Consider the following 21,205-nt stretch of genomic DNA (forward strand, 5'->3'; position numbering starts at 1 on the left):
AATCCCGCGAGAAATCAGGAGCGATTCCATGCCTGCCAGTACTCGTCGAAATTTCCTGCAAGCGTCTGGTGCGGCCATCGCCGCAGGTTCTCTGGCCACTGGAGCCGCGCGCGCGACGGTCACAAGGGCTCGGCCCGTCGTTGGGTTTATCGGCTGCGGCGGTCGGGCGCAGTCACTGTTCGGCGGATTTGCCGAAGACGCGACCGTCGCGTGGGCCTGTGATCCCGACGAGAAGCGAGCGAAGCTGTTCGCGGAGAAGTCGGGAGCGATCCGGTCGACCAGCGACCTGCGCGAGGTGCTTCGCGACGACGCCGTCGATGCCGTCGTGATCGCGACTCCCGATCACTGGCACGCTCCCGCCGCGATCATGGCGTGCGAGGCCGGCAAGCATGTCTACGTCGAAAAACCGTGCAGCCATAATCTCAGGGAAGGGCGGCTGCTGGTTGAAGCGGCGAAACGCAACAGCGTCGTCGTGCAGCACGGAACGCAGAGTCGCAACGATCCGCGAATCGCCGGCGCGGTGCAGATGCTGCGCGAAGGTCTGATTGGCGATGTGTTGATGGCGAAGGCCTGGAACGTTCAGCGGCGCCGCAACATCGGCCATTCGCAGCCGTCGGATCCTCCAGCGGGTCTGGATTACGATACGTGGGTCGGGCCGGCCGAATTCGTGCCGTTTCAGGACAATCGGTTTCATTACGACTGGCACTGGTGGCACAACTTCGGCACGGGTGACATCGGCAACGACGGGACTCACGAGATCGACATGGCTCGCTGGGGTCTGGGTGTTTCCGGTTTACCGTCAACCGTCACGGCGCTTGGCGGCAAATACTACTTCGACGACGATCAGCAGTTTCCCGACACTGCGACCTGTACGTTCGAATGGCCGGGCGACGGCGGCGTCGGCCGGCGGAAACAACTGATCTTCGAAATGCGAATCTGGTCGACGAATTATCCTCATAACTGCGATTCAGGAATTGAATTCTACGGCACGAAGGGGATGTTATTCGTCAGCAAACGGGGCAAGCTGCAGGTGTGGGACGAATCGAACCGGCCGGTCAGCGATCCTTCGCCGCGCGAAAAGCCGCAGTTGCCGAAGAATCATCAGTTCGATTTCCTGCAGGCCATCATCGACGGTCGAACGCCGGCTGCCGACGCTGAGACTGCGCATGATTCCACGGCGCTGGTTCATCTGGCGAACGTCGCCGTGCGCGTCGGGCGGTCGCTGAGCATAGACGTTGCGAACGAAACCGTTGTCGGCGATGCGGAAGCGGACGCGCTGCTCGGCCGCACGTATCGCGACGGCGGGCACTGGTCGGTGCCGAGTACGGTCATCCGTTAATGGACGCCAGCACCTGGCCAGTCGTCACCTGTTCGCCGACTTTGACGTTGACGGAAGCGACTGTTCCCGCGACGGGTGAAGCGACTTCCATTTCCATCTTCATGGCTTCCAGAATCAGCACAGCCTGGCCTTCCGACACGCGATCTCCGGGGCTGACCAGGACCTTAAACACGGACCCCGGCATCTGAGATTTCACGGACGTGACCTGAGCGGCCTTGCCGTTTTCTTCCTGGGCACCATCGCGCGACTCCACATTTCTGATGCCGACGCGGAATACTTTTCCGTTGATCGTGGCCATATTGCCTTCGAAGGCCATGAAGTAATCTTTGCCATCGACCGTTACGGTGTATTCGGCGGGCTGGCGTCTTCCAGAGGATGGCGTGACCTGCGGTGCGGCTGCGGCGGCGGCCCTGTCGACTTTTCGGACGCCGACCTCCGCTTCGCCCTTCAGGAACCGGATGCCTTTTTCGCGGCAGGTCGCGGCAATGAAGATGTTTTCGTCAGTGACGGGCAGTCCGGCGTCAGCCAGCACTTTTCCTGCGGCTTCCACGCCCTTGTTCGGATCCTCGTCATTCATTTCCAGCGGGGACCGCGTTGTCGGTTTCTTTCCAAGCTGCTTCGATGCCAGTTCGACGACTTCAGGATCGGGAGCAACGGGAGTCTTTCCGAAATATCCCAGCACCATCTGCCCATAGGGTTCGGCGATTTTTTTCCAGGGGCCGAACATCACATTGTTGAAGGCCTGCTGGAAATAGAACTGCGACACCGGAGTAACGGATGTTCCGTAGCCGCCTTTGCGCACCACGTCGCTCATCGCTTTGATGATTTCCGGATACTTTTCCATGATCCCGTTGTCGCGCAGCATCTGAGTATTGGCGGTGAGCGCTCCTCCGGGCATGGGGCTCCAGGGAATCAACGGTTCCACGGCAGTGGCTTCCGGCGGCAGGAAATAATCCTTCATGCACTCTTTGAAGACTTCTTCGGCCTCGCGGACTTTTTCAATATCGACGCCAAGGTCATATTCGGAACCTCGCAGAGCATGCCACATCACCAGGATATCGGGCTGGCATGTGCCACCGGAACACGGCGCCATGGACAGGTCAATCGCGTCGGCTCCCGCGTCCAGGGCCGCTTTATACGCCAGCACGCTGACACCTGCGGTTTCGTGAGTATGGAAGTGGATGAACGCATCGGACGGCAGCATTTTGCGGGCTCGCGCGATCGTGTCATAGACCTTTGCGGGCACGGCGGTTCCGGAAGCGTCCTTGAAACACACGGCGTCGAAGGGAATGTCCGCGTCCAGAATCTGCTGCAGTGTGTCGGCATAAAAACCGGCGTCGTGAGCACCCGTGCAGCCCGGCGGCAGTTCCATCAGTGTCACGCAGACCTGGTGCTTCAGTCCGGCTTCAACAATGCACCTGCCGCTGTAGATGAGATTGTTGACATCGTTCAGAGCATCAAAATTCCGGATGGTTGTCATGCCGTGTTTTTTGAACAGCTCGGCATGCAGTTTGATGATATCGCCGGACTGCGAATCCAGTCCCACAACATTGACTCCGCGTGCCAGAGTCTGCAGGTTTGCATCCGGACCGGCGGCACCGCGGAAGGCGTCCATCATGTCGAAGGCGTCTTCGTTGCAGTAGAAGTAGAGTGACTGAAAGCGGGCGCCGCCTCCGGCTTCGAACCAGGTGATGCCGGCGTCGCGAGTCGCCTCTACTGCCGGAAGAAAATCCTTTGTGAAAACACGGGCTCCGTAGACGGACTGGAATCCGTCACGGAACGCCGTACACATGAAGTTGACCTTCTTTGTCACAGTCAGTTCTTTCGTGAATGGGCTACGACAACACCGCCCACAGCACGCCGGCCGCGACGGCGGAACCGATGACTCCCGCGACGTTGGGTGCCATGGCGTGCATCAGCAGAAAGTTGTGAGGATCTTCCTTCTGCCCGACCATTTGAGCGACTCGGGCGGAATCCGGTACCGCGGAAACTCCGGCCGCACCGATCAGAGGATTGATCTTGTCCGTCAGAAACAGGTTCATGAACTTCGCAAACAGCACCCCGCCCGCCGTTGCCACAGCAAACGACAACGCTCCCAGCCCAAAGATCAGCAGCGACTTGCTGGTGATGAACGTGTTTGCCTGAGTGCTGGCTCCCACACAGAACCCCAGCAGCACGGTCACGGTATCGATCATCGCCGTGCGAGCCGTGTTGGCCAGGCGTTCCGTGACCAGACTTTCCTTCAGCAGGTTGCCGAAGAACAGCATTCCCAGCAGCACGATGGCTCCGGGAGCGATCATGGTGCAGATCAGAAACGCGGCAACGGGGAATATCATTTTCTCGCGAGTCGACACTTTTCGCGGCGGCTTCATGCGAATCAGCCGTTCCGACCGTGTTGTCAGCAGCCTCATGATGGGCGGCTGAATCACCGGAACCAGAGCCATGTACGAGTACGCGGCGATTGCGATCGGGCCAAGCAGATCCGGCGCCAGCTTGGACGCCAGAAAGATGGATGTCGGTCCGTCGGCTCCCCCGATGATTCCGATGGCACCGGCTTCGCTGGACGTGAAGCCCAGCGCCAGCGCGCCAAGAAACGTCATAAACACGCCGATTTGCGCAGCGGCTCCCAGCAGCACCAGCCGCGGACTCGACAGCATTGTCGAAAAATCCGTCATCGCGCCGATGCCCAGGAAGATCAGCGGCGGATAGATGCCCTGGCTGACGCCGAAGTACAGGTAATTCAGCACGCTGCCGGAATCGTAAACGCTTAACGCCATTCCGGGAGTTGTGGGAATGTTGCCCACGATGGCTCCCATCCCGATCGGTACCAGCAGCAGCGGTTCATAGTCCTTCTTGATCGCCAGAAAGATGAACACAATCCCGACCAGGATCATGATCAGATTCCCAGCCGTCATCGACGCGAACCCGGTCGTGTTCAGGAAGTCGAACAGAATCTTCATCGTGTGGCTTCTTGTGTTCCTTACGGAAAATCCGGCAGCCGAATCGGCGACCTGCAATATCAGTGAGTCGGCTTGTTTCCCGCAGCTTGTTTCTGAAGCTCCATATGCAGAACGAAACCGATCGCTGCCAGCAGGGCGTCATCGGGAAGCAGACTTTCGGATCGGTCCGGCAACGCGTGGCGTTCGGGGGCTTCGGGAAGGAACTTGCCGACGGCCAGCAGGATTTTTGGAAGCGCGGAGATGAACAATGTGATCAGCAGCAGCGCGGCGAACACAATCAACATGCCGCTGATCGCGATCGACGGGCCTTCACCGGAAATCATCCGGGAGAAATCGACGGCTGCAGTGATCGTCATGGGATTCGTAACTCCGTGAAAAGCAGATTCGGCGGGCTCGGCTTCCGCCACAGAAACCGGACAGTCGGCGGTCCGATCTAGTGCTGCGTCAGGCATAAATTGATGGGTCAGGTGCCACTGGCCGTGCCAGTGCTCTGCAACCCTGATCACACTGGCACAGCCAGTGGCACACATCAAAATACGTTGGACGAGGCACTAGACCACCGACAGCATGGGCGGGGACAACTCCGAAGCCGGTCCGGGGTTCCGGAAGTCGCCTGGTGATTCGGTCGAAACAGCAGGCTTCGAGAATGCGGGAAGCTAGCGGTTTTGCGCCGCAGCGTCATCTCACACCGTCGGCCGATTCGCGGCAATTCTTCGAACCGCCGTCCACGGTCGATTGCCGCTCGCCGTTCGGTATGATGCGCGTCCGAGAAACGCCTGTCCGCGCCACCGCCTGCCGATCGGATTGACCTGATGATTCGCTCTGTCTGTCTGTTGGTATCGATTTCCGCTGCCATCACGGCCGCGGCCGAAGACCCTTCGTCGCTGAGGAAATCGCTGATTTTTCGTGCATCGTTCGACGGATCGGCGGACGCCGGGATCGCGAAAGGCGACGGTCGCCTGTACACGGCGGAATCGATCGCGATGAAAGACGTGAGGCCGGGAATCCACGTGTCGGAAGTCTCAATCGCAGCCGACGCGGGGCGATTTGGCGACGCGCTTCGGTTTTCCGCGAAGACTCCGCAGGTGCTGTTCTACAAGGTCGCCGACAACGGATTTCGGCCTCGCGGCGACTGGTCCGGCACGTTTTCGTTCTGGATGAAGCTCAGCCCCGACGATGACCTTCCCGAAGGTTATTGCGATCCCGTGCAGATCACGTCAAAGACCTGGAACGATGCGGCATTCTTTGTCGACTTCGACCGCGACCTGCCGCGGGACTTTCGTCTGGGAGTCTTCTCGGATTACAAGTTCTGGAACCCGAAAGACATCTCCTGGGACGACTGGCCTGTTGAACGCCGACCGATGATTGTCGTCAGGAAGCCGCCATTTTCGCGGGATAAATGGACTCACGTGGCCTTCACGTTTCACGACGTGAATTCCTCAACCGGCGCGGATTCGACCGCCAGTCTGTACCTGAACGGACAACTTCAGGGCACTCTGAAGCAGCCGCTGCGGTTTACATGGGAACCTTCAGGCGACGGGCAGAAGGAAGCCGTGATGATGCTGGGAATCAACTACGTCGGCGACATCGACGAAGTGGCGTTGTTCAACCACGCACTCAGCAGCGACGATGTGAAAACGCTGTACGAATTGCCGGACGGCCTGTGAGAAACCGGCACTCGTGACACGTCCCCGGAGGTTCGTTCCTTCTACTTCTGAGCGAAGAAGTCCAGCACGCGCACCTTGTCCATCACAGGCTTCAGCACTTCGACGAATGCTTCGTGGTCGGCATGCGGCAGGTAGGCGGCTCGGTCGCCTTCTGAACCGAATGTTACCAGAAACGCGTGAGTGAATCCGTCATCGTGTTTTTCGGGGCTGTTGTTTGTTCCCCATTCGAAGGCCCGGATCGTGTCGATCTTCGAGGGTAGTTCGGCAAAGCCGGCTTCGACCTTTGCGATGTCTTCTGCAGCCGCATCGTCGTTGAACTTCAGAAACACAGCGTGGCGCAATGCGTTGTCTACCGGCGGTTCCGCCGGAGTTCCCCAGTAGTCGATGACGAATACGTCTTTCATGTGAGGTCGCAACACGTCGCCGAATGCTTTGTGAGCTTCGTGCGGCAGGTATTCCGCTCGACCAGCGCCGTCTTTGAACGTCAGCAGGAAGCAGTGCGTGAAACCGTCGTCCAGCCCTTCCGGACTGTTGTTGGTGCCCCATTCAAAGTCGATGATCGAATCAATCTTCGACGGCAGTTCGCGAAACGCGTTGACGACACTTTGGACATCTTCTTCGCTCGATTCGTCCTTGAAACTGAAGAACACCGCATGGCGCAGCACCTGCCCGGGCTGTGGCGGAGTGATATTGGCGACACCTGCGTCGGGTGTCGCGGCCGCCGCCGTCTTGTCAGCAGTTCCTGGCATTGTTGTAGTCTCACTGTTGGACGCTGCGGATTCGGGCGACGTCGATTCAGGGGCACACGAGATCCCGGTTGCACAAAGTGCGATCGCGACGAACAGGCACAGCCGCCTGCTTCGTGCTTGACGCGGATCGTTGCACGGCGACTTCGAATGATGGATTTGATTTCGTGCCATGATTCAGCATCTCCTGATGACGAAAACGACCCGGCCGGGACGGACGAATTCCGACCGGCAGTTGACAGCGGCAGTGTATCCGCAGCCTGAGTAACGTGACAGAGTATGGCCGAGCGATCGCTGTGAACCGCTGACCCGCGAATCTGCTGCGAATCTGTGGCATGCAGTTCGGGAAGGGTTCGGCCGTTTGCCGATACGGCCCGGGTTCAGTCGATCTGCAGAATACAGTCGGGGTGTTGCTGTCGCAGATGTGCAACGGTTGCATCGTCGATGCGGTCACCGCTCAATTGAAGACGCTTCAGGGAGTGATTGTCGAACAGCCGCAAACCGTTTCCCGTGACCCGTGTTTCGTCAACACAAAGCGTCTGCAGGTGCGTGAGACTGACAAGGTGGGCCAGGCCGGCATCCGTCACGGCGGTTCCACCGATGTCGAGCGTTGACAGGAATCGCACGTCGCTCAGACTGCGAAGTCCGTCGTCGGTGACAGGCGTGTGACTGATATCGAGCCATTCCAGAGTCCGGTTTCCGGCGAAACCCGCGAGTCCGGCGTCGGTGATGTCGTCCCCGCTGATGACAAGTTGTTGCAACTTTGGAAGCTTCGCCAGCTCCAGAATGCCGTCGTCTGTGATGCTGTTGACGGTTCTGTCCTGGTGCAGATAGACGTGAGTCAGCGATTTCCACGTGGCCAGTTCGGCCGCCGTCCTGTTGCTGATAGCCGTGCGGAAGAAGTCGACTCCGATCAGCTTGTCGAGCCCTCGGAACTCGCGGATCAGTTCGTCGTTCACGCGTTCGTTCTTCGGCATCATGATCCAGGTGAGCCCGATCCTGCCGGCCGGGATTTCATCGAGCCGCCCGATTTCCTTCGATTCAATCCCGTCGGTGACGTCGACCGTGCCGCCCAGCGACAGCACGCGAGCCGCGATTCGATGTTCCGCATCGGATGACTGGAATGCGTTCGTCGGATCAACCACGGCTGGCGAAATGTCTGCCGTTGAAGTACCGGCGTCCTGCCGCGCATCGGCGGCGGTATCCGGGCGGAACAGTTTCATCGGCCCGAAGGCGTAGCCCGTGACGGCAGCCAGCGCCACACCGGCGATCAGCACCGGTCGTGTCTTCCAGCGAGTTCCGGTGCCGGCCGGATTGCGTGCCGGATGCCCGGTTGAAAGGGAACTGCTGAGTTCAGCGGTTTCTGATTCGAACATGCCGGCGGAAGCGATGACCGTTGTGGGAGTGCGGTCCTTCTGTTTCGGACTCCGGTCGTGATGACCGAGTTCCGCCGCCATTTCGCCGGCCGTTGCAAACCGCCGCGACGGGTTCTTTTCGATCGCACGCAGGCAGACCGCCTCCAGCCATTCCGGAATGTCCGGATCCACCGCGCGCGGTGCCGGCGGCGTTGTTTCCGTCACGGCCTTCATCACGTCAACGGCCGACGATCCATTGAACGGCTTCTGTCCGGTCAGCATCTGGTACAGCACGACTCCCAGCGAAAAGATATCGCTGCGATGGTCCAGATGCGCTTCGTCACAGCGGACCTGTTCGGGACTCATGTACGCCGGAGTTCCCGCCAGCCTCCGGCCTTCCGGAGTCTCCGATCCCAGAATCGCCAGCCCGAAATCCGTGACGTACGGCGTGCGGTCGCTGAGTTCCAGCAGGATGTTTGACGGCTTGATGTCACGATGGACCAGCTTTCGGGAATGAGCGTACTCCAGCGCCGAAGCCACCGTTGACGCGATCCTCGCCGCTTCGTCGAACGGCAGCCGCTGATGTTCCATCGCCGCACCCAGATCCGTTCCCGCAATGTAGCGCGATACCAGATAGACGCAGCGATTCTGCGCACGCCCCACGTCGTAGATGGGGACGATTCCCGGATGCTCCATGCCGGCCACCAGGCGGGCTTCCGCCAGAAACGCCTCCGACTGTCCGCGATCGCGAAGCCTGGCGGCGTTCGGAACCTTAATCGCCACCGTTCGCTTCAGTTCCGTGTCGAAGCCCAGCCACACCTGCCCGAAGGCTCCTTCCCCGATCGTTCGAACAAGCTGATAGCGCCCGACATGTTCGCCCGGCTGAAAGAGGGCCGTCCGATCGGGTTCAACAACGGAATCCATCCGGTCATAGGAATCGAAGAACGACTGCAGCCCGGACTTTAACTGCGGATGCTCGTTCAACAGCCGCCGACGATCGGCGGGAGTTCCGGTTTCGGCGGCCCGCAGGTATTCGGCAATCACACCATCAATCTGTCGGCTGAGGTCTTTCATTTCGGTGACCCGGAGTACGAAAGGCAGTGCGTTCGGCTACGCGGAGCGTTCAGTTCCCATCGAACTCCGCAGTGTCCTGAGTCCGCGTTTCAACAAACCCGCGACCGCCGTGGGAGAACGGTCCAGTTCTTCAGCCACCTGAGAAATTGTCAGGCCGGCAAAGTGATGCAACTCAACAGCCATCCGTTGCGCCTCCGGAAGCTGCTCGACGGCATCGCACAGTTTCAACAGCGTTTCCTGCCGGGCTATGGCGTCCGGTGGTGCGTCGACGGTGATGGCCAGGGAGTTCTCCAGCTTCATCCACGACTCCAGCAGATCGTCTTCCAGCGACTGTTCCCGCCGAATATCGCGCCGATCGCGGCGAAGATCCCGCAACGTCCTCGCGATAACGTTGGACAGAATCTTCTTCAGCCACGCGATGCGTTCGGATTCGATTGTTCCGCGAAAGTCCGATTCCGCCCGATGAGCCAGCAGCAGTGTCTGCTGAACGATGTCCGAAGGATCGACCTTTCCCTGCACTTCACGCGAAAGGCCGGCCCGAGCGATCGCGCGAAGGTACGATCGATATCGCTCCGGGTTGTGGCCATTGTCGGAGTTCATCTGCGCACTTGCTCGCGAAACTCTGCTGCAATCTGGCGAACGATCGATCGCCTGCGGCCTTGTTTTGCTTTCCGGCACCGCAGCGTCGTCTGACTCTGGAAGCGTCCGCAGCACGGTCCCAACCGCAACTCGTGGCACGAGACCATGATTCCGTCTTGCGACGCAGCGGTCAACTCCAGCCCCCCTGCGTGACGATTCGGTGCAGCAATACGACGTCTCCGGGGAGTCTTGTGCCAGAAGGAATCACCGGCGAGCGCGATTCCCGTACTGGCAGCCGGCAGCTTGTTGAAGGACATCGACGTCACGTATCAGGAAGTTGTCCGCAGCCGTTTCGTTTTCATGACGCTCGTCCGCACCTTTTTCGGAAATCCCCGGATTTCCCAAGGTTTCAGCGCCCGATGTTTCCGGGGACGGGATCGGAATGATTGTGCACTGCTCTTGCGCGCTGCACATGCCTGTGACCGATCAAATCCACCAGCAGGGGGCTGAGCCATTGAATGGCGATGGTTGTATGTGGCGTGTTCGCCGGGGAACGTTGTCGATATTCGTCTGTTGTCTGGTCGTGGGCGGTGTCCGTGGCGATGTCATTGAAGTCGGTGACGTCAGCAGGCCATTTACGGGCGTCGGTTTCGATCGCTGGGTGGGAAACGCGGGTGTCGGATCGATGGAGATCAACGGCGGGACGTTTGAAGTCAATAACGTTGGCCGTGTCGGTCGTCAGGCGGGATCAGACGGAACTGTCCTGGTCACAGGTGCCGGGTCCACCTGGCAAAACGACCGCCAACTCAACATCGGCGAATCAGGCACCGGGCGACTCACTGTTCAGAACGCCGGAACTGTGACCTATCGCGATACGGGAATCATTGGCCAGAACGCGGGCTCGACCGGAAGAGTGACCGTTACGGGAACGGGATCGCGGATGCGAAACCTGGGAGGCGTCGGCGGCGGGATCCGCGTGGGCGAAGCCGGGTCCGGGACGCTGAACGTCCTCAACGGCGGCGTGGCGGAAGATGCGTCACCGAATGTCGCCGACGGCTGGATCGGCCGACTGTCCGGCTCCACGGGAACAGTCAACGTCGATGGCGCCGGGTCATTCTTCGAAGTGAATTCCAATCTGCACATCGGTCAGGACGGCACCGGAGAACTGAACATCACAAACGGCGGACGCGCCCGAAACAATGCCGCCAACGTGGGCGCTACGTTCAACGGCACCGGGTCCGGAACCGTGACTGTGGACGGTGCCGGGTCGACCTGGTCGAACTTCAGCGGCATTAACGTTGGCGACGGTTCGATCACGATCAGCAACGGCGCGTCTGTTACAAGCACTTTTGGCATTGTGGGCAACCGTTCGGGCGCAACGGGTAGTGTCCTGGTGACTGGCACTGGATCGTCCTGGGCCGCCGGCGGCGGAAACGCAGCCTTCCAGATTGGTCAGTCTGGTGGAACCGGTTCTCTGACCATTGAAAACGGCGGTTTAGTCACCAGCGGTTTAGGCAATATCGCAGCTGGAACTGTCATCGTCCGGGGAACCGGCTCGACGTGGCAGAACACCGGAAGCAACGGCCTCACGATCGGCAGCTCCCTTGGAGCCTCGCAAACTGGTAAACTGAACATTGAGAACGGCGGTTTGGTGGTGAATGTGACGGGATTGGGAAGAACGAGGGTTGGACCACAAGGCATTCTGAACGTTGCGGGCGGCACGCTTCAAACTGCGACGGTCGAGATTCTCAACGGTGGCCAGGTGAATCTGTCCGGAGGAAAGATCGAAGCGTCCGGCACCGTGACTCCCGGAGCACCTTCGAATTTCTCCATGACTGGCGGAGAACTCGAAGCGCCCACGATTCAGGGTGACTTTGCATTCAGCGGAGGCACGCTGGACGTGGAAACCGTCAACGGGACGCTGACTCAGTCCGGCGGCCTGCTGGCTCCCGGCGATTCGCCCGGCATCACGACGATCAATGGCAACTACCTCCTCAGCGGCGGCAGCATTGGCATCGAAATCGCCGGGCTGACTCAGGGGACGGGATTCGATTTCATCGACATCAACGGCAATTGGATCCTGACCGGCGGAAGTCTGGACGTGTCGTTCCTCGGCGGCTTCACGGCAGCCAACGGCAGCACGTTCGATCTGTTCGATTTCGACTCGGTCAGCGGCACGTTCGACACACTCAACCTGCCCAGCCTGTCCGGTGGCCTCGCCTGGGACAGCAGCAACCTGTATTCCAGTGGCTCACTGTCGGTCACGGCCGTCCCGGAACCATCGACATGGGGGATTTGCGGGCTGCTTCTCGGCGGCGCTCTTGTTCGATCTTGCTCATCGCGGCGAAGGCACCGCCGCCTCGATGGGACGAAGGTCCTGGACTCGAACGAACAGCGGTTGCTGGGCGAACACTGAAGCACTCAGCCCGGATGATTCACGCGATCAGAATCTCCCGACGTACGGCGCCCGGGAAACGGTGGCTATGTTGAGTCGGCGAAATGCACACTGTCCGACGGGACTCCGATCCCGTCGCTGCATTTCGACGGGATCGGAGTCCCGTCGTACAAACCCGTCAATAATCCGGGTTAGTCTGATCTGCGGCCTGGCACGCCGACCGCTGTAGGGCAACCAGACTGACATTTCCCGGCAAGCGAACGCTACTCCGCTTCCGCGGGCGGATTTGCGTTGGGACGATTGCCGCTCTGCAACTGAACCCGCACGTCCCAGACGTGAAGTCGGAATGGCGACAAGGGGCGGCGAGAAGTGAACGGGGTGGCGAAGCCGGGAGGTGATGCGGGGCGGTTCTGTTTGTCGGAGAAAAGCTGCATCGCCAGTTGATGTCCGAACGGTGACCACGCGGCGTGCATGACCTGTCCCGGAAGTTCGGCCGATGCGATCAGGCTGCCGTCGTGAACCTCGAACGCATTGATGAACGTGACTGCATTCCTGTTGCCTCCCGATCCGTACTGGCGGTCGACGGTCAGCAGGATCGAATCCGTCGGATCGAACGACATCGCCTGAATGTCGGCGCGAGCGTTCGTTGCCTTGACGGAAAACCTGCTCAGCAGGCTACCGTCTTCAAGCGATCGCAATTGCAGTTCGTCAGACGAAGTCAGCAGGGCGAATCGAGCCGGATGAAGCAGTCCTTTGATGTGCTGCGAACCGGCATCCAGCGCCAGCAGTGACGGCGGGCGTCTGAGAGATTGCTGCCATTGCGGCTCGCCTGTCGCGACGTTCAACGACAGAATCAGGTAGTCGCCCGGCGAACGATACGACGGAAACAGCGTCGACGGCATCTCGGGGTTCTGCCGTGGAATTTCCCTCATTCCATCGAACACGCGTCCGAACGAAACCAGAAGCGACTGACAGTCCAGCGAAAACGCCATGTCTTCGACTCGCCCTTCATGCGGCCGAAGTTTGTGCACCCGTCGAAAGTTTCGCGGCGCGGGGCTGTCGTCATCCGGCTGAAACGGCCATTCGGGCGTCACGAGTCCGATGGGCCGATCCGGCAGCGGCTGACCTTCGGCGGCCCACAGTTCCACGGTGCCGTCCATCTTCCCGACGGCAAACAGACAGCCGCCGGGAGCCGCGAAGACCTTGCGAACGTCGGCATTGCTGTATCGCAGACCGTTGGAATGTCTGTCAGCGCGATGGCTGACATCCAGTTCGGCGACCGGCAGCGGTTGGTCTTCGTCAAAGGTCTGCAGCAGAGTTCCATCCGCTGCGTCGCGGAAGCACAGCCGAGTGAATTCACCCAGCGTCGCGATCACTTTCCCGTCACCGGACAACGCTGCGTGGTACAGTCGCTCGGTGGAATGAAGCTCAAAGAATTCATGCTTGAGCCGCCATTCCGGGCCTTCGGCGATGGCGCAGACGTCGGCCGATACGGCGACAAGCTGGCCTCGTCGTCCGAAACTCAGCCTCGGCACCGAGAGCCTGCTGTCGTCCAGATCGCGGATGGAATGTCCCGTCATCTCAATCGTGGCGTGCGGCCAGCGACTGCCTTCGGGCACCGTCACGGTCGGCGTCGGTGCGTGCTGCCAGACAGCTTCCAGGTCTGCCAGCCGCTGCTGTTCCCGGCGATAGTCGGCAAGCACGGGAACCAGGTGCCAGCACACGGCCACCGCCGAAACCAGCAGCCAGACGGATAGAAAAATCCGAAACGGTGATCGCTGTTCTGTGAACATGATTCAGTCTCCACTCGTTGCAGGCTTTCAGGCCAGATCGATCCGACACCATCGGCGGAATGCATAGGCCGTCGCAGCGACTCCGACACACAACATTGCCATCGACGCTACGACAACAGCGTTCGTCTGCAGAACATTGGTCGCTCCCATGAAGGTCCATGTGGCCTGGCAGATCATGACAAGCACGATCATGCCGACCATCTTCCAAAACATCGAACCCAGCGATGCGGACAATGCCCCGCATCCAAAAATCATGACGTGAGCCGACAGCAAATAGACGGCCGCAGCGGCAAGAATCGGCGATGTGATGAACTCGCGGAACCACACGAACAGTATGGGAATTTGAATAACGAGCCACACAACCTGCAGCGTCACGATGGTTCGCAGGACGGCCAGGCCGTTTTCCACGACCCAGTCGCGGCGAGTCACCGGCCGCAGTGATTCGTATCCCAGACGCGCCCAGCGCTGCACCTGCGGCAGCCAGCACATCCACGAAAGCATCAGCGACCACATCAGCGGAAACGACATTAACCCCGCAAAGCTTTCGGCGGTCTTTGGATTCGCTCCTCCCATCATCTGCAACGGAGTGAGTTCAACCAGGCACGCCATAATCGCCGTGAAAACGATTCCCTGCGGCCAGTCCACCGCCAACTGCCAAAGCCGGATGCGTTCCCGTCGGCCGACCCCAGCTCGCTGAGTCAGTTGTTCCAGCCGCCGCGAAGCTCCGAGCAGGAACCATTGAAACCGCTTTGTATTCCATCCCGGCTGCTGCCACAGAGCCCTCTGGCGGCGACGCATTTCGGCCGCCTTCAGATCCCACATGTTCATAGGCATCACTGCGGCGTACGACGGATCTTCTTCTGTCAGTTTCGACAGCTGATAAAACATCCGGACGGCCATCGCGGCTGCCGTCGACAGCAGGCTCAGCATCAGAGCCGTTCGCTGACCGTCCTGAATTTCGAACACGGCCATTCGCAGCGGACCAGCAAACATCGCCGCGAACAGACCGAAGAAGTAGATCACTCCAACGGTATTCGCATTGGCCATGATTCCGAACACAGCAACCCAGGCACTTAGCTGAATCGTCACGTGGCCGGCCGCCGATCCTCCGGTTGCCGCGGCCAGCAGAATGCCCATGCTGACCGGGACGACCAGCAGGAAGGCTCCCACCGCCAGGTGAGGAAACCGGTAACCGGGAACAAGCGACGCTTCCGGCGTTGCCAGTTGCTGTTTCAAATGAGCCCCCAGGAACATGGCCGGAAAAATCAAAAAGATGCCGCCCATCGCGGCCTCGCGAGGAGTCTCGTCCGACAAGATCGAGACGAATACCGGCAAACCGGCAATCAATCCAAACGCCAGAATCGCCAGAACCAAGAGGCGGCGGGTCAAATACGAGTTGATCACCTGAAGATAGACATTCGGTGACCCCGTCAGCCGCTTGGCCAGCACCAGATCAGTTGTCGCTGACATGAATGTTCTTTCTATCCGGACAGTCCCGGGATCGATGCATCTGTGACAAGGCTTCCGTCGCGCGCTTGAATCGGTTCGACAAATGAAACCGGCTAGGAAATATCCACCAGCGGCGAGTGGTGCAGTTCCAGGAAGATCTCTTCGAGGTTGAGATCTTCCACATCGATTTCGGCCTGCCATTCGTGACGCAGTCGCTCCGGCAGCGACGGGTCGAAGTCACGCACGCTGATCACGGCGCTGCGGCCGTTGCGGTCGCAGTTCAGCAGGCCGGGAACGGTGTTGATCCCGTCCGGCAGAGTACCCGCGACGGAGATTCGCAGGCGCTTCACGCTGTCCTTCAGAGAACTCAGTTCGTCGTCCCACGTGATCGTTCCATTCTGCAGGACAGCCACCTGATCGGCGACTCGTTCCAGATCCGACGTGATATGGGTTGAAAACAGCACCGTGCGTTCGCCCGACATCGCCATGTCCAGCAGCGTCGCCAGAAACCGACGGCGAGCGTCCGGGTCCAGGCTGGCGACGGGCTCGTCCAGAACCAGCAGGTCCGGTTCGTGCCCGAGTGCCATCACGATGGCCAGCTTCTGTGTCTGACCGGTCGACAGTGTGCCGACTCGATCGTCCACGGGAAGATTCCATTCGGACACAAGCCGGGCGATGAGTTGATCGTTCCACCGAGGATAGAAGGCTCGAATATAGGCAATTATCTGCCGCACCTTCATCCACGGATAGAGACTCACTTCCTGAGGCACATAAGCCAGGCGGGCCTTCGCTGCGGCGGACAGTTCCAGAGTCGGCTCACCAAATACGGTGATCGTTCCCGCCTGTGGCGTCTGCAGACCCAGTGCACACTTCAGCAGTGTGGTCTTGCCGGATCCATTGGTGCCCAGCAGTCCCGTGACCGTGCCCGGACGCAGCGAATAGCTCAGCGCATCCAGCACCGTCTTCTGTCCGAAGCGTTTGGTGACGTTATGCATTTGAATGATGGAATCAGCCATTCTTCAAGTCCTTCAGCAACGGAGACAACGCGGACAGCACCTGTTCGCGGGACAGTTCCAACTGCTTCGCCTGAGCGGCCACCTGTTCGAGCAGCGGTTTGAGAGACTGTTGTTTTTGTCGCACCGTCGACGGCCCGGCGGCATTCGACGATACGCGCATGCCCTGGCCTCGCACACGTTCCAGCACGCCGTCGCGTTCCAGCAGCGAATAGGCCTTGGACACGGTCATGGGATTGATCTGCAGTTCTTCGGCAATCTGCCGAACAGACGGCAGCAGTTCGTCGCCGTTGAACTTCCCGGCCGCGACCAGAGTCTTCACCTGATCCATCACCTGCCGATAGATCGGCACGCCGGACGAGGGGTGGATCTGAAACAGTAGTCTGGGACTCATACGTCTTGCTGTCGGGCCATTCTGTATTCATCAGAGCCGCGGCGTCTTTGTGCGACGATACGACAGGCCGCGAGTTTCGCCGTGATGCCACTGCGTTCGACAACGGACCCGCGGCAACACTCGAAGTGTGTGTATTACTACAATAATACACATGCAGGCGGGTTTCAAGCGAAAGCTGGCCGATAGCAGATTTTCAGTGAATCCGATGAACCGAGACAGCCGCTTTTGTCTCACAACCGTGAATCAACCGGGCTGATCAGGTAACTCAAGGGCGAACGCGCCTTGAGCCGGCAGCGCCGGCGGCCTTCTCAGGACGCGGTCCTGACACACTTCCAACTGCCGAATAAGCGTGACCGTGGCACCGCTATCGTTCCTGCGGTAGGCTGTTGTACAAGGCGGACTTCGCCGCGCATAAGACGTGTTGCCGGCGATGCGGCTGGTAAGCGAAGGGGCAAGTCGCCCCGCGTCACACCGCGAATCACCATCTACGGGGAAGAAACCATGAAACGTTTTGCAATCGCTGTTTCCGTGTGCTTCGCACTGACTGCTGGCGTGACACTGTGTGCTCAGCAGCCACCGCAGTTTCCTGCCGAAAAGGAACATGCGTGGCTGCAGCAGTTCGTCGGAGAATGGGAGTCTGAATCGGAAGCGTCGATGGGCCCAGGGCAGCCTTCGATCAAGGGCAAAGGAGCCATGTCTTCGCGGATGCTGGGTGAATTCTGGGTGGTATCAGAAATCACTGGCGACATAGGCGGCGGCAGCATTCATGCGATCCAGACAATCGGCTACGACCCCAGGAAGAAAAAGTACGTTGGGACATGGGTCGATTCGATGATGAATCACATGTGGAAATACGAAGGCGCCGTCGATGACTCCGGCAAGCTGCTGACGCTGGAAGCTGAAGGCCCCAACTTCATGGATGAAAAAAAACTGACGAAGTTCCGGGATTCGTACGAATTCAAATCGCCGGACCACATCGTGGCAACATCGTCGATGCAGGGTGAGGACGGCAAGTGGATCATCTTCATGACCGGTCACATCCGCCGCGCCAAGTAATGGTTGCCGTGCGGCGCCGCGTACGCTCGCGGATCATGTTCCGGTTTCCCACCGTTGACGATTGAGAGTCATTCCCGCGAGGGCGTGTCCGAGACGCGAAATCGGACGCGGCAGCAGTAGCGGACACAGCCCGGGAACGAAAAAACATCCGAGGATCTCGATCGTGTCCGCCAGATAGAGACTGCGACTCACCTGGAAACCGTTTCGAAATTCGTTCGTGCGTTCGGTCCCTACACGCCGCGGCGTTCCTGTTTGCCATCATTCCGGCGCAGGCGGGATTCCAGCCCGGATCGCTGAATGCCCGCTGTCAGCCCGGGCGATTCACGGAACCGGGGAAGGGGGCAGGCTCCGAGAGCCACCTGCGGCCGCAACCGAAATCCGACGATCTTCCGCTCGGCGTCTCCTTTCCGGCGAGGTGCGGACCCAACAAAAGCGAACCCGCGCGCATCAACTGGCGATGTATGTGATTTACCAGAACCATCTGCCCATGCTGGCTGATTATCCATCTGCTTTTTCGGGCCAGCCGGACTGGAAGTTGCTGGCGCAGATTCCTTCGAACTGAGACGAAACACGCGTTCTGCATGCTGAGTTCGGTAAGTGTCTCGTCATCGCCCGCCGATCGGGTAACGACTGGTATCCTGGTGGCATGACGGCGACCGAAGGAAGGACTTTGAAGCTGCCGCTTGCGTTTCTTCGCGGCGGTTCGTACCAGACCGAATTGTATCTGGACGATCCGGCAGCCGGTCCGACATCCGTGAAAAGTTCGCGGCAGGCCGTTTCGGCGGAAGACTCGCTGGAGGTTCTCATGCCTGCATCCGGCGGGTTCGCCGCGCAATTGACGCCAATGGAGCGTTGATGCCGCCGCGAACCGGTCGACGAAGGTCTTGCTGCCGGTCGGTCGCGGGCAGCGGCGCGTCACACCTTTTGCGGCGGTGTGTAGGGGTTGACGACTGCCTCGGCGCGGCTGTCACTGATCTGCCGGTCGCTGGTGTCGGAATCGTCGGCGACGTGGCTCAGATCCCGCAGACTCAGGCCCAGCGAATTCAGGAAGTAGACTCCCAGAAGCGTCACCGGAATATACATGCTGAGGTGGTAATACAGTGACGATCCCAGCACGAGCGACGGGTCCGGCTGAACGGCCAGCGTGGCCATACTGATCTTGAAGCAACCCTGGATGACGCCGAAGTAGCCGGGAGTCGACGGCACCGTCACGCCCAGCGCTGTGACACCGGTTACGATCAGCCCGGCGGCGGGAGTCACCGGAATGTGAAACGCTGTCAGAGCCGTGTAGGCGATCATTCCGTTCAGCAGCCATTGGGCCAGCGAACTGGCGGTGATCAGAACCAGTGCCTTACCGTTGCGAAGTGCCTGAAGTCCGGCAGCTCCGCTGCGCAGCATTTCCAGAAGCTTGTTGCTGAGTCCTTCGGGGACAAACGGCAGGCGGTTCAGCACGGCCATCGTGAAGCGGACGAACTGCTCCGTCCAGATCAGAAACACAACAACACACAGCACAACGCCGGCGGAGGCAATGCCCAGGAACTTAGCGGCGTTGCGGTATTCGTCCGGCAGATCCTTCGTGAAGACCAGTCCCAGGCTGAACAGTGCCAGAATTGCCAGGACGTCGAAGATGCGTTCCAGCACGACTGTCGACAGGACAGTGCTCGCGGGCACTTTGTGTTTTCGCTGTACCACGAAGACTCGCACGAATTCGCCCAGGTGCGCGGGCAGAATGTTGTTGGCCGCGAATCCGATCAGCAGCGGTGCCATCAGTTGTTTCGTCGACAGCGGCTTGACGGGAGCCAGCAGCCACGACCAGCGCATTGCTTTCAGCCAGTAGAAGCCGAACAGCAGCAGCAGCATGACGGGCAGCGTCAGGTAATTCGCCTGCTGAAAACCGGCCTGCAGTTCTTCGCGCGACGTTCCCTGCATCGACCACGCGAACGCGGCCACGGAAACCAGAATGCCGATCAGCAGGCCGAGAAAGCGTTTCATGACTGGCGACGTCGCGCGGGGAAAAGGCGAATGCTCAACCCGTGGTCGCAGAACAGACCATCAATGTGGTGTCTCTGAAGGTGCAGGCCTGATCCGCGACCACGGGCTGAACCAAGTGCCCGGGAACCAAAGTATAGGCCACAAACACCGCTCGTGCAGAGGCACGTTTTGATCCGAACGTTCCGCACAACCGGAACACGCCGATGCCGGGCGCGAAGCTCAACGCATGACGCGACTCCGATCCCGCCGATTCACAGCGACGGGAATGGAATTCCGTCGTACAGTAATGCACGTCAACCAAGGGCCGGCCGCGAAGCAGAATCCTACTTCAGCAGATCCTTCACGGTGTCACGTTCTTCGCGCAGTTCGGCGATCGTGGCATCGATTTTAGCCTGAGCGAAGTCGTTGTGTTTCCGGCCCTGTACGACCGACCAGGTTTTTCCGTCGCTGGTGAGTGGAAAACTGCTGATCAGGCCTTCGTCAACGCCGTAGCTTCCGTCGCTGCAGACCGCGGCGCTGAATGACTGACCCTGCGGCGTCGGATTCGCGGCCGCGCGGATGGTGTCGATCACGGCGTTGGCGGCTGACGCTGCGCTGGAAGCTCCCCGAGCTTCAATCACGGCGGCACCGCGTTTCTGAACGGTCGAAATGAAATCACCCTTCAGCCATGCTTCGTCGCCGATGACTTCCGCGACCGGTTTGCCGCCGATCTTCGCGTTGTAGAAGTCCGGGTACTGCGTCGCCGAGTGGTTGCCCCAGATCGTCATGTTCGACACGGCAGAGACAGGCTGGCCGGACTTCTGCGCCAGTTGCGAGACCGCTCGATTCTGGTCAAGCATCGTCATCGCATACCACCGATCGTTGGGAACTTTGGGAGCGTTGTTCATCGCGATCAGGCAGTTGGTGTTGCACGGATTTCCCACAACGACAACTCGCACGTCCGACGCGGCGGCATTCGAAATTGCCTGGCCGGTGCTGGTGAAGATCGGGCCGTTGATGCGAATCAGATCGCCTCGTTCCATGCCCTGCTTGCGGGGCACGCTGCCGACGCACAGCACCCAGTTGCAGTCGCCGAAACCGTCTTCCAGATGATCGCTGTCGGCTTTGACGACACCAGCCAGCGTGGGGAACGCGCAGTCGTCAAGTTCCATCTGGACGCCGTCGAGAGCCTTCATGACCGGCGGCACTTCCACCAGATGCAGGATCACCGGCTGATTCGGGCCAAACACCTGTCCGGAAGCGATGCGAAACAGAAGTGCGTAACCGATCTGTCCGGCGGCTCCCGTGACGGCAACTCGAATGGGCGACGACATTCAACAATCCTTTCGCTTTGGGGCAGGGAAACCGGAATTCCGGAAACTTTGTGATGGTGGAATCGCGGGATTGTAGGCAC

At 59.8% G+C, this 21,205-nt stretch carries 16 protein-coding genes and 1 pseudogene; 5 read left to right on the top strand and 12 right to left on the bottom strand.

The annotated features are described in order from the left end of the window. Nucleotides 1-28 precede the first annotated feature (28 nt). Nucleotides 29-1,339: a Gfo/Idh/MocA family oxidoreductase gene (locus R3C19_15450; GenBank protein MEZ6061743.1), complete on the top strand. Its 1,311-nt coding sequence runs from the start codon at nucleotides 29-31 to the stop codon at nucleotides 1,337-1,339. Here R3C19_15450 and R3C19_15455 read toward each other — a convergent pair. The 3 genes from R3C19_15455 to R3C19_15465 are packed head-to-tail and all read right to left on the bottom strand — an operon-like array spanning nucleotide 1,329 to nucleotide 4,655. Then, nucleotides 1,329-3,152, bottom strand: coding sequence for a biotin/lipoyl-containing protein (locus R3C19_15455; GenBank protein ID MEZ6061744.1), 1,824 nt, complete (start codon nucleotides 3,150-3,152; stop codon nucleotides 1,329-1,331). The two genes, R3C19_15450 and R3C19_15455, sit on opposite strands and share 11 nt — an antisense overlap. A gap of 22 nt (nucleotides 3,153-3,174) precedes the next feature. Beyond that, nucleotides 3,175-4,299: a sodium ion-translocating decarboxylase subunit beta gene (locus R3C19_15460; protein MEZ6061745.1), complete on the bottom strand. Its 1,125-nt coding sequence runs from the start codon at nucleotides 4,297-4,299 to the stop codon at nucleotides 3,175-3,177. A gap of 59 nt (nucleotides 4,300-4,358) precedes the next feature. Beyond that, nucleotides 4,359-4,655 carry an OadG family protein gene (locus R3C19_15465; protein MEZ6061746.1) on the bottom strand — a complete coding sequence of 99 codons (297 nt, stop codon included), beginning with the start codon at nucleotides 4,653-4,655 and terminating at the stop codon, nucleotides 4,359-4,361. A gap of 456 nt (nucleotides 4,656-5,111) precedes the next feature. Between R3C19_15465 and R3C19_15470 the strand changes: the two genes are divergently transcribed. Beyond that, a complete protein-coding gene (locus R3C19_15470) occupies nucleotides 5,112-5,966 on the top strand; it encodes a LamG domain-containing protein (GenBank protein MEZ6061747.1) in 855 nt (284 codons plus the stop codon). 41 nt (nucleotides 5,967-6,007) lie between these two features. On the opposite strand, the gene R3C19_15475 is transcribed toward R3C19_15470, so the two are convergent. From R3C19_15475 to R3C19_15485, 3 genes are all read right to left on the bottom strand, one after another. Then, complete coding sequence (locus R3C19_15475) at nucleotides 6,008-6,715, bottom strand: Dabb family protein (protein ID MEZ6061748.1); 708 nt, start codon at nucleotides 6,713-6,715, stop codon at nucleotides 6,008-6,010. Nucleotides 6,716-7,092: 377 nt separating this feature from the next. Beyond that, entirely contained in the window at nucleotides 7,093-9,141 is a 2,049-nt protein-coding gene (locus R3C19_15480; GenBank protein ID MEZ6061749.1) for a protein kinase, read from the bottom strand. Between the two features lie 36 nt (nucleotides 9,142-9,177). Beyond that, on the bottom strand, nucleotides 9,178-9,741 hold the full coding sequence (locus R3C19_15485) for a sigma-70 family RNA polymerase sigma factor (GenBank protein MEZ6061750.1): 564 nt from the start codon (nucleotides 9,739-9,741) through the stop codon (nucleotides 9,178-9,180). 511 nt (nucleotides 9,742-10,252) lie between these two features. Between R3C19_15485 and R3C19_15490 the strand changes: the two genes are divergently transcribed. Next, on the top strand, nucleotides 10,253-12,136 hold the full coding sequence (locus R3C19_15490; protein ID MEZ6061751.1) for a hypothetical protein: 1,884 nt from the start codon (nucleotides 10,253-10,255) through the stop codon (nucleotides 12,134-12,136). Between the two features lie 242 nt (nucleotides 12,137-12,378). Here R3C19_15490 and R3C19_15495 read toward each other — a convergent pair whose 3' ends face one another. The 4 genes from R3C19_15495 to R3C19_15510 all read right to left on the bottom strand — a co-directional run bounded on the left by R3C19_15495 (nucleotide 12,379) and on the right by R3C19_15510 (nucleotide 16,764). Beyond that, complete coding sequence (locus R3C19_15495; protein ID MEZ6061752.1) at nucleotides 12,379-13,908, bottom strand: hypothetical protein; 1,530 nt, start codon at nucleotides 13,906-13,908, stop codon at nucleotides 12,379-12,381. A 27-nt stretch (nucleotides 13,909-13,935) separates the two neighbouring features. Continuing rightward, nucleotides 13,936-15,378 (bottom strand): hypothetical protein, encoded by a 1,443-nt coding sequence (locus tag R3C19_15500; protein MEZ6061753.1) that lies wholly within the window; start codon nucleotides 15,376-15,378, stop codon nucleotides 13,936-13,938. Between the two features lie 92 nt (nucleotides 15,379-15,470). Beyond that, entirely contained in the window at nucleotides 15,471-16,373 is a 903-nt protein-coding gene (locus tag R3C19_15505; GenBank protein ID MEZ6061754.1) for an ABC transporter ATP-binding protein, read from the bottom strand. Continuing rightward, entirely contained in the window at nucleotides 16,366-16,764 is a 399-nt protein-coding gene (locus tag R3C19_15510) for a GntR family transcriptional regulator (GenBank protein ID MEZ6061755.1), read from the bottom strand. The genes R3C19_15505 and R3C19_15510 overlap by 8 nt, the downstream gene beginning before the upstream one ends. A 501-nt stretch (nucleotides 16,765-17,265) precedes the next feature. Here R3C19_15510 and R3C19_15515 point away from each other — a divergent pair. Further along, complete coding sequence (locus R3C19_15515) at nucleotides 17,266-17,820, top strand: DUF1579 domain-containing protein (GenBank protein ID MEZ6061756.1); 555 nt, start codon at nucleotides 17,266-17,268, stop codon at nucleotides 17,818-17,820. Between the two features lie 574 nt (nucleotides 17,821-18,394). Further along, a pseudogene (locus R3C19_15520) lies at nucleotides 18,395-18,676 on the top strand (glycoside hydrolase family 97 C-terminal domain-containing protein). 59 nt (nucleotides 18,677-18,735) lie between these two features. Here R3C19_15520 and R3C19_15525 read toward each other — a convergent pair. Together R3C19_15525 and R3C19_15530 are read right to left on the bottom strand one after the other, a co-directional pair. Then, nucleotides 18,736-19,812: a lysylphosphatidylglycerol synthase transmembrane domain-containing protein gene (locus tag R3C19_15525; GenBank protein MEZ6061757.1), complete on the bottom strand. Its 1,077-nt coding sequence runs from the start codon at nucleotides 19,810-19,812 to the stop codon at nucleotides 18,736-18,738. A gap of 323 nt (nucleotides 19,813-20,135) precedes the next feature. Beyond that, a complete protein-coding gene (locus tag R3C19_15530) occupies nucleotides 20,136-21,125 on the bottom strand; it encodes a malate dehydrogenase (protein MEZ6061758.1) in 990 nt (329 codons plus the stop codon). Nucleotides 21,126-21,205 lie beyond the last annotated feature (80 nt).

Source organism: Planctomycetaceae bacterium, assembly GCA_041398785.1.
Taxonomy (GTDB): Bacteria; Planctomycetota; Planctomycetia; order Planctomycetales; family Planctomycetaceae; genus JAWKUA01.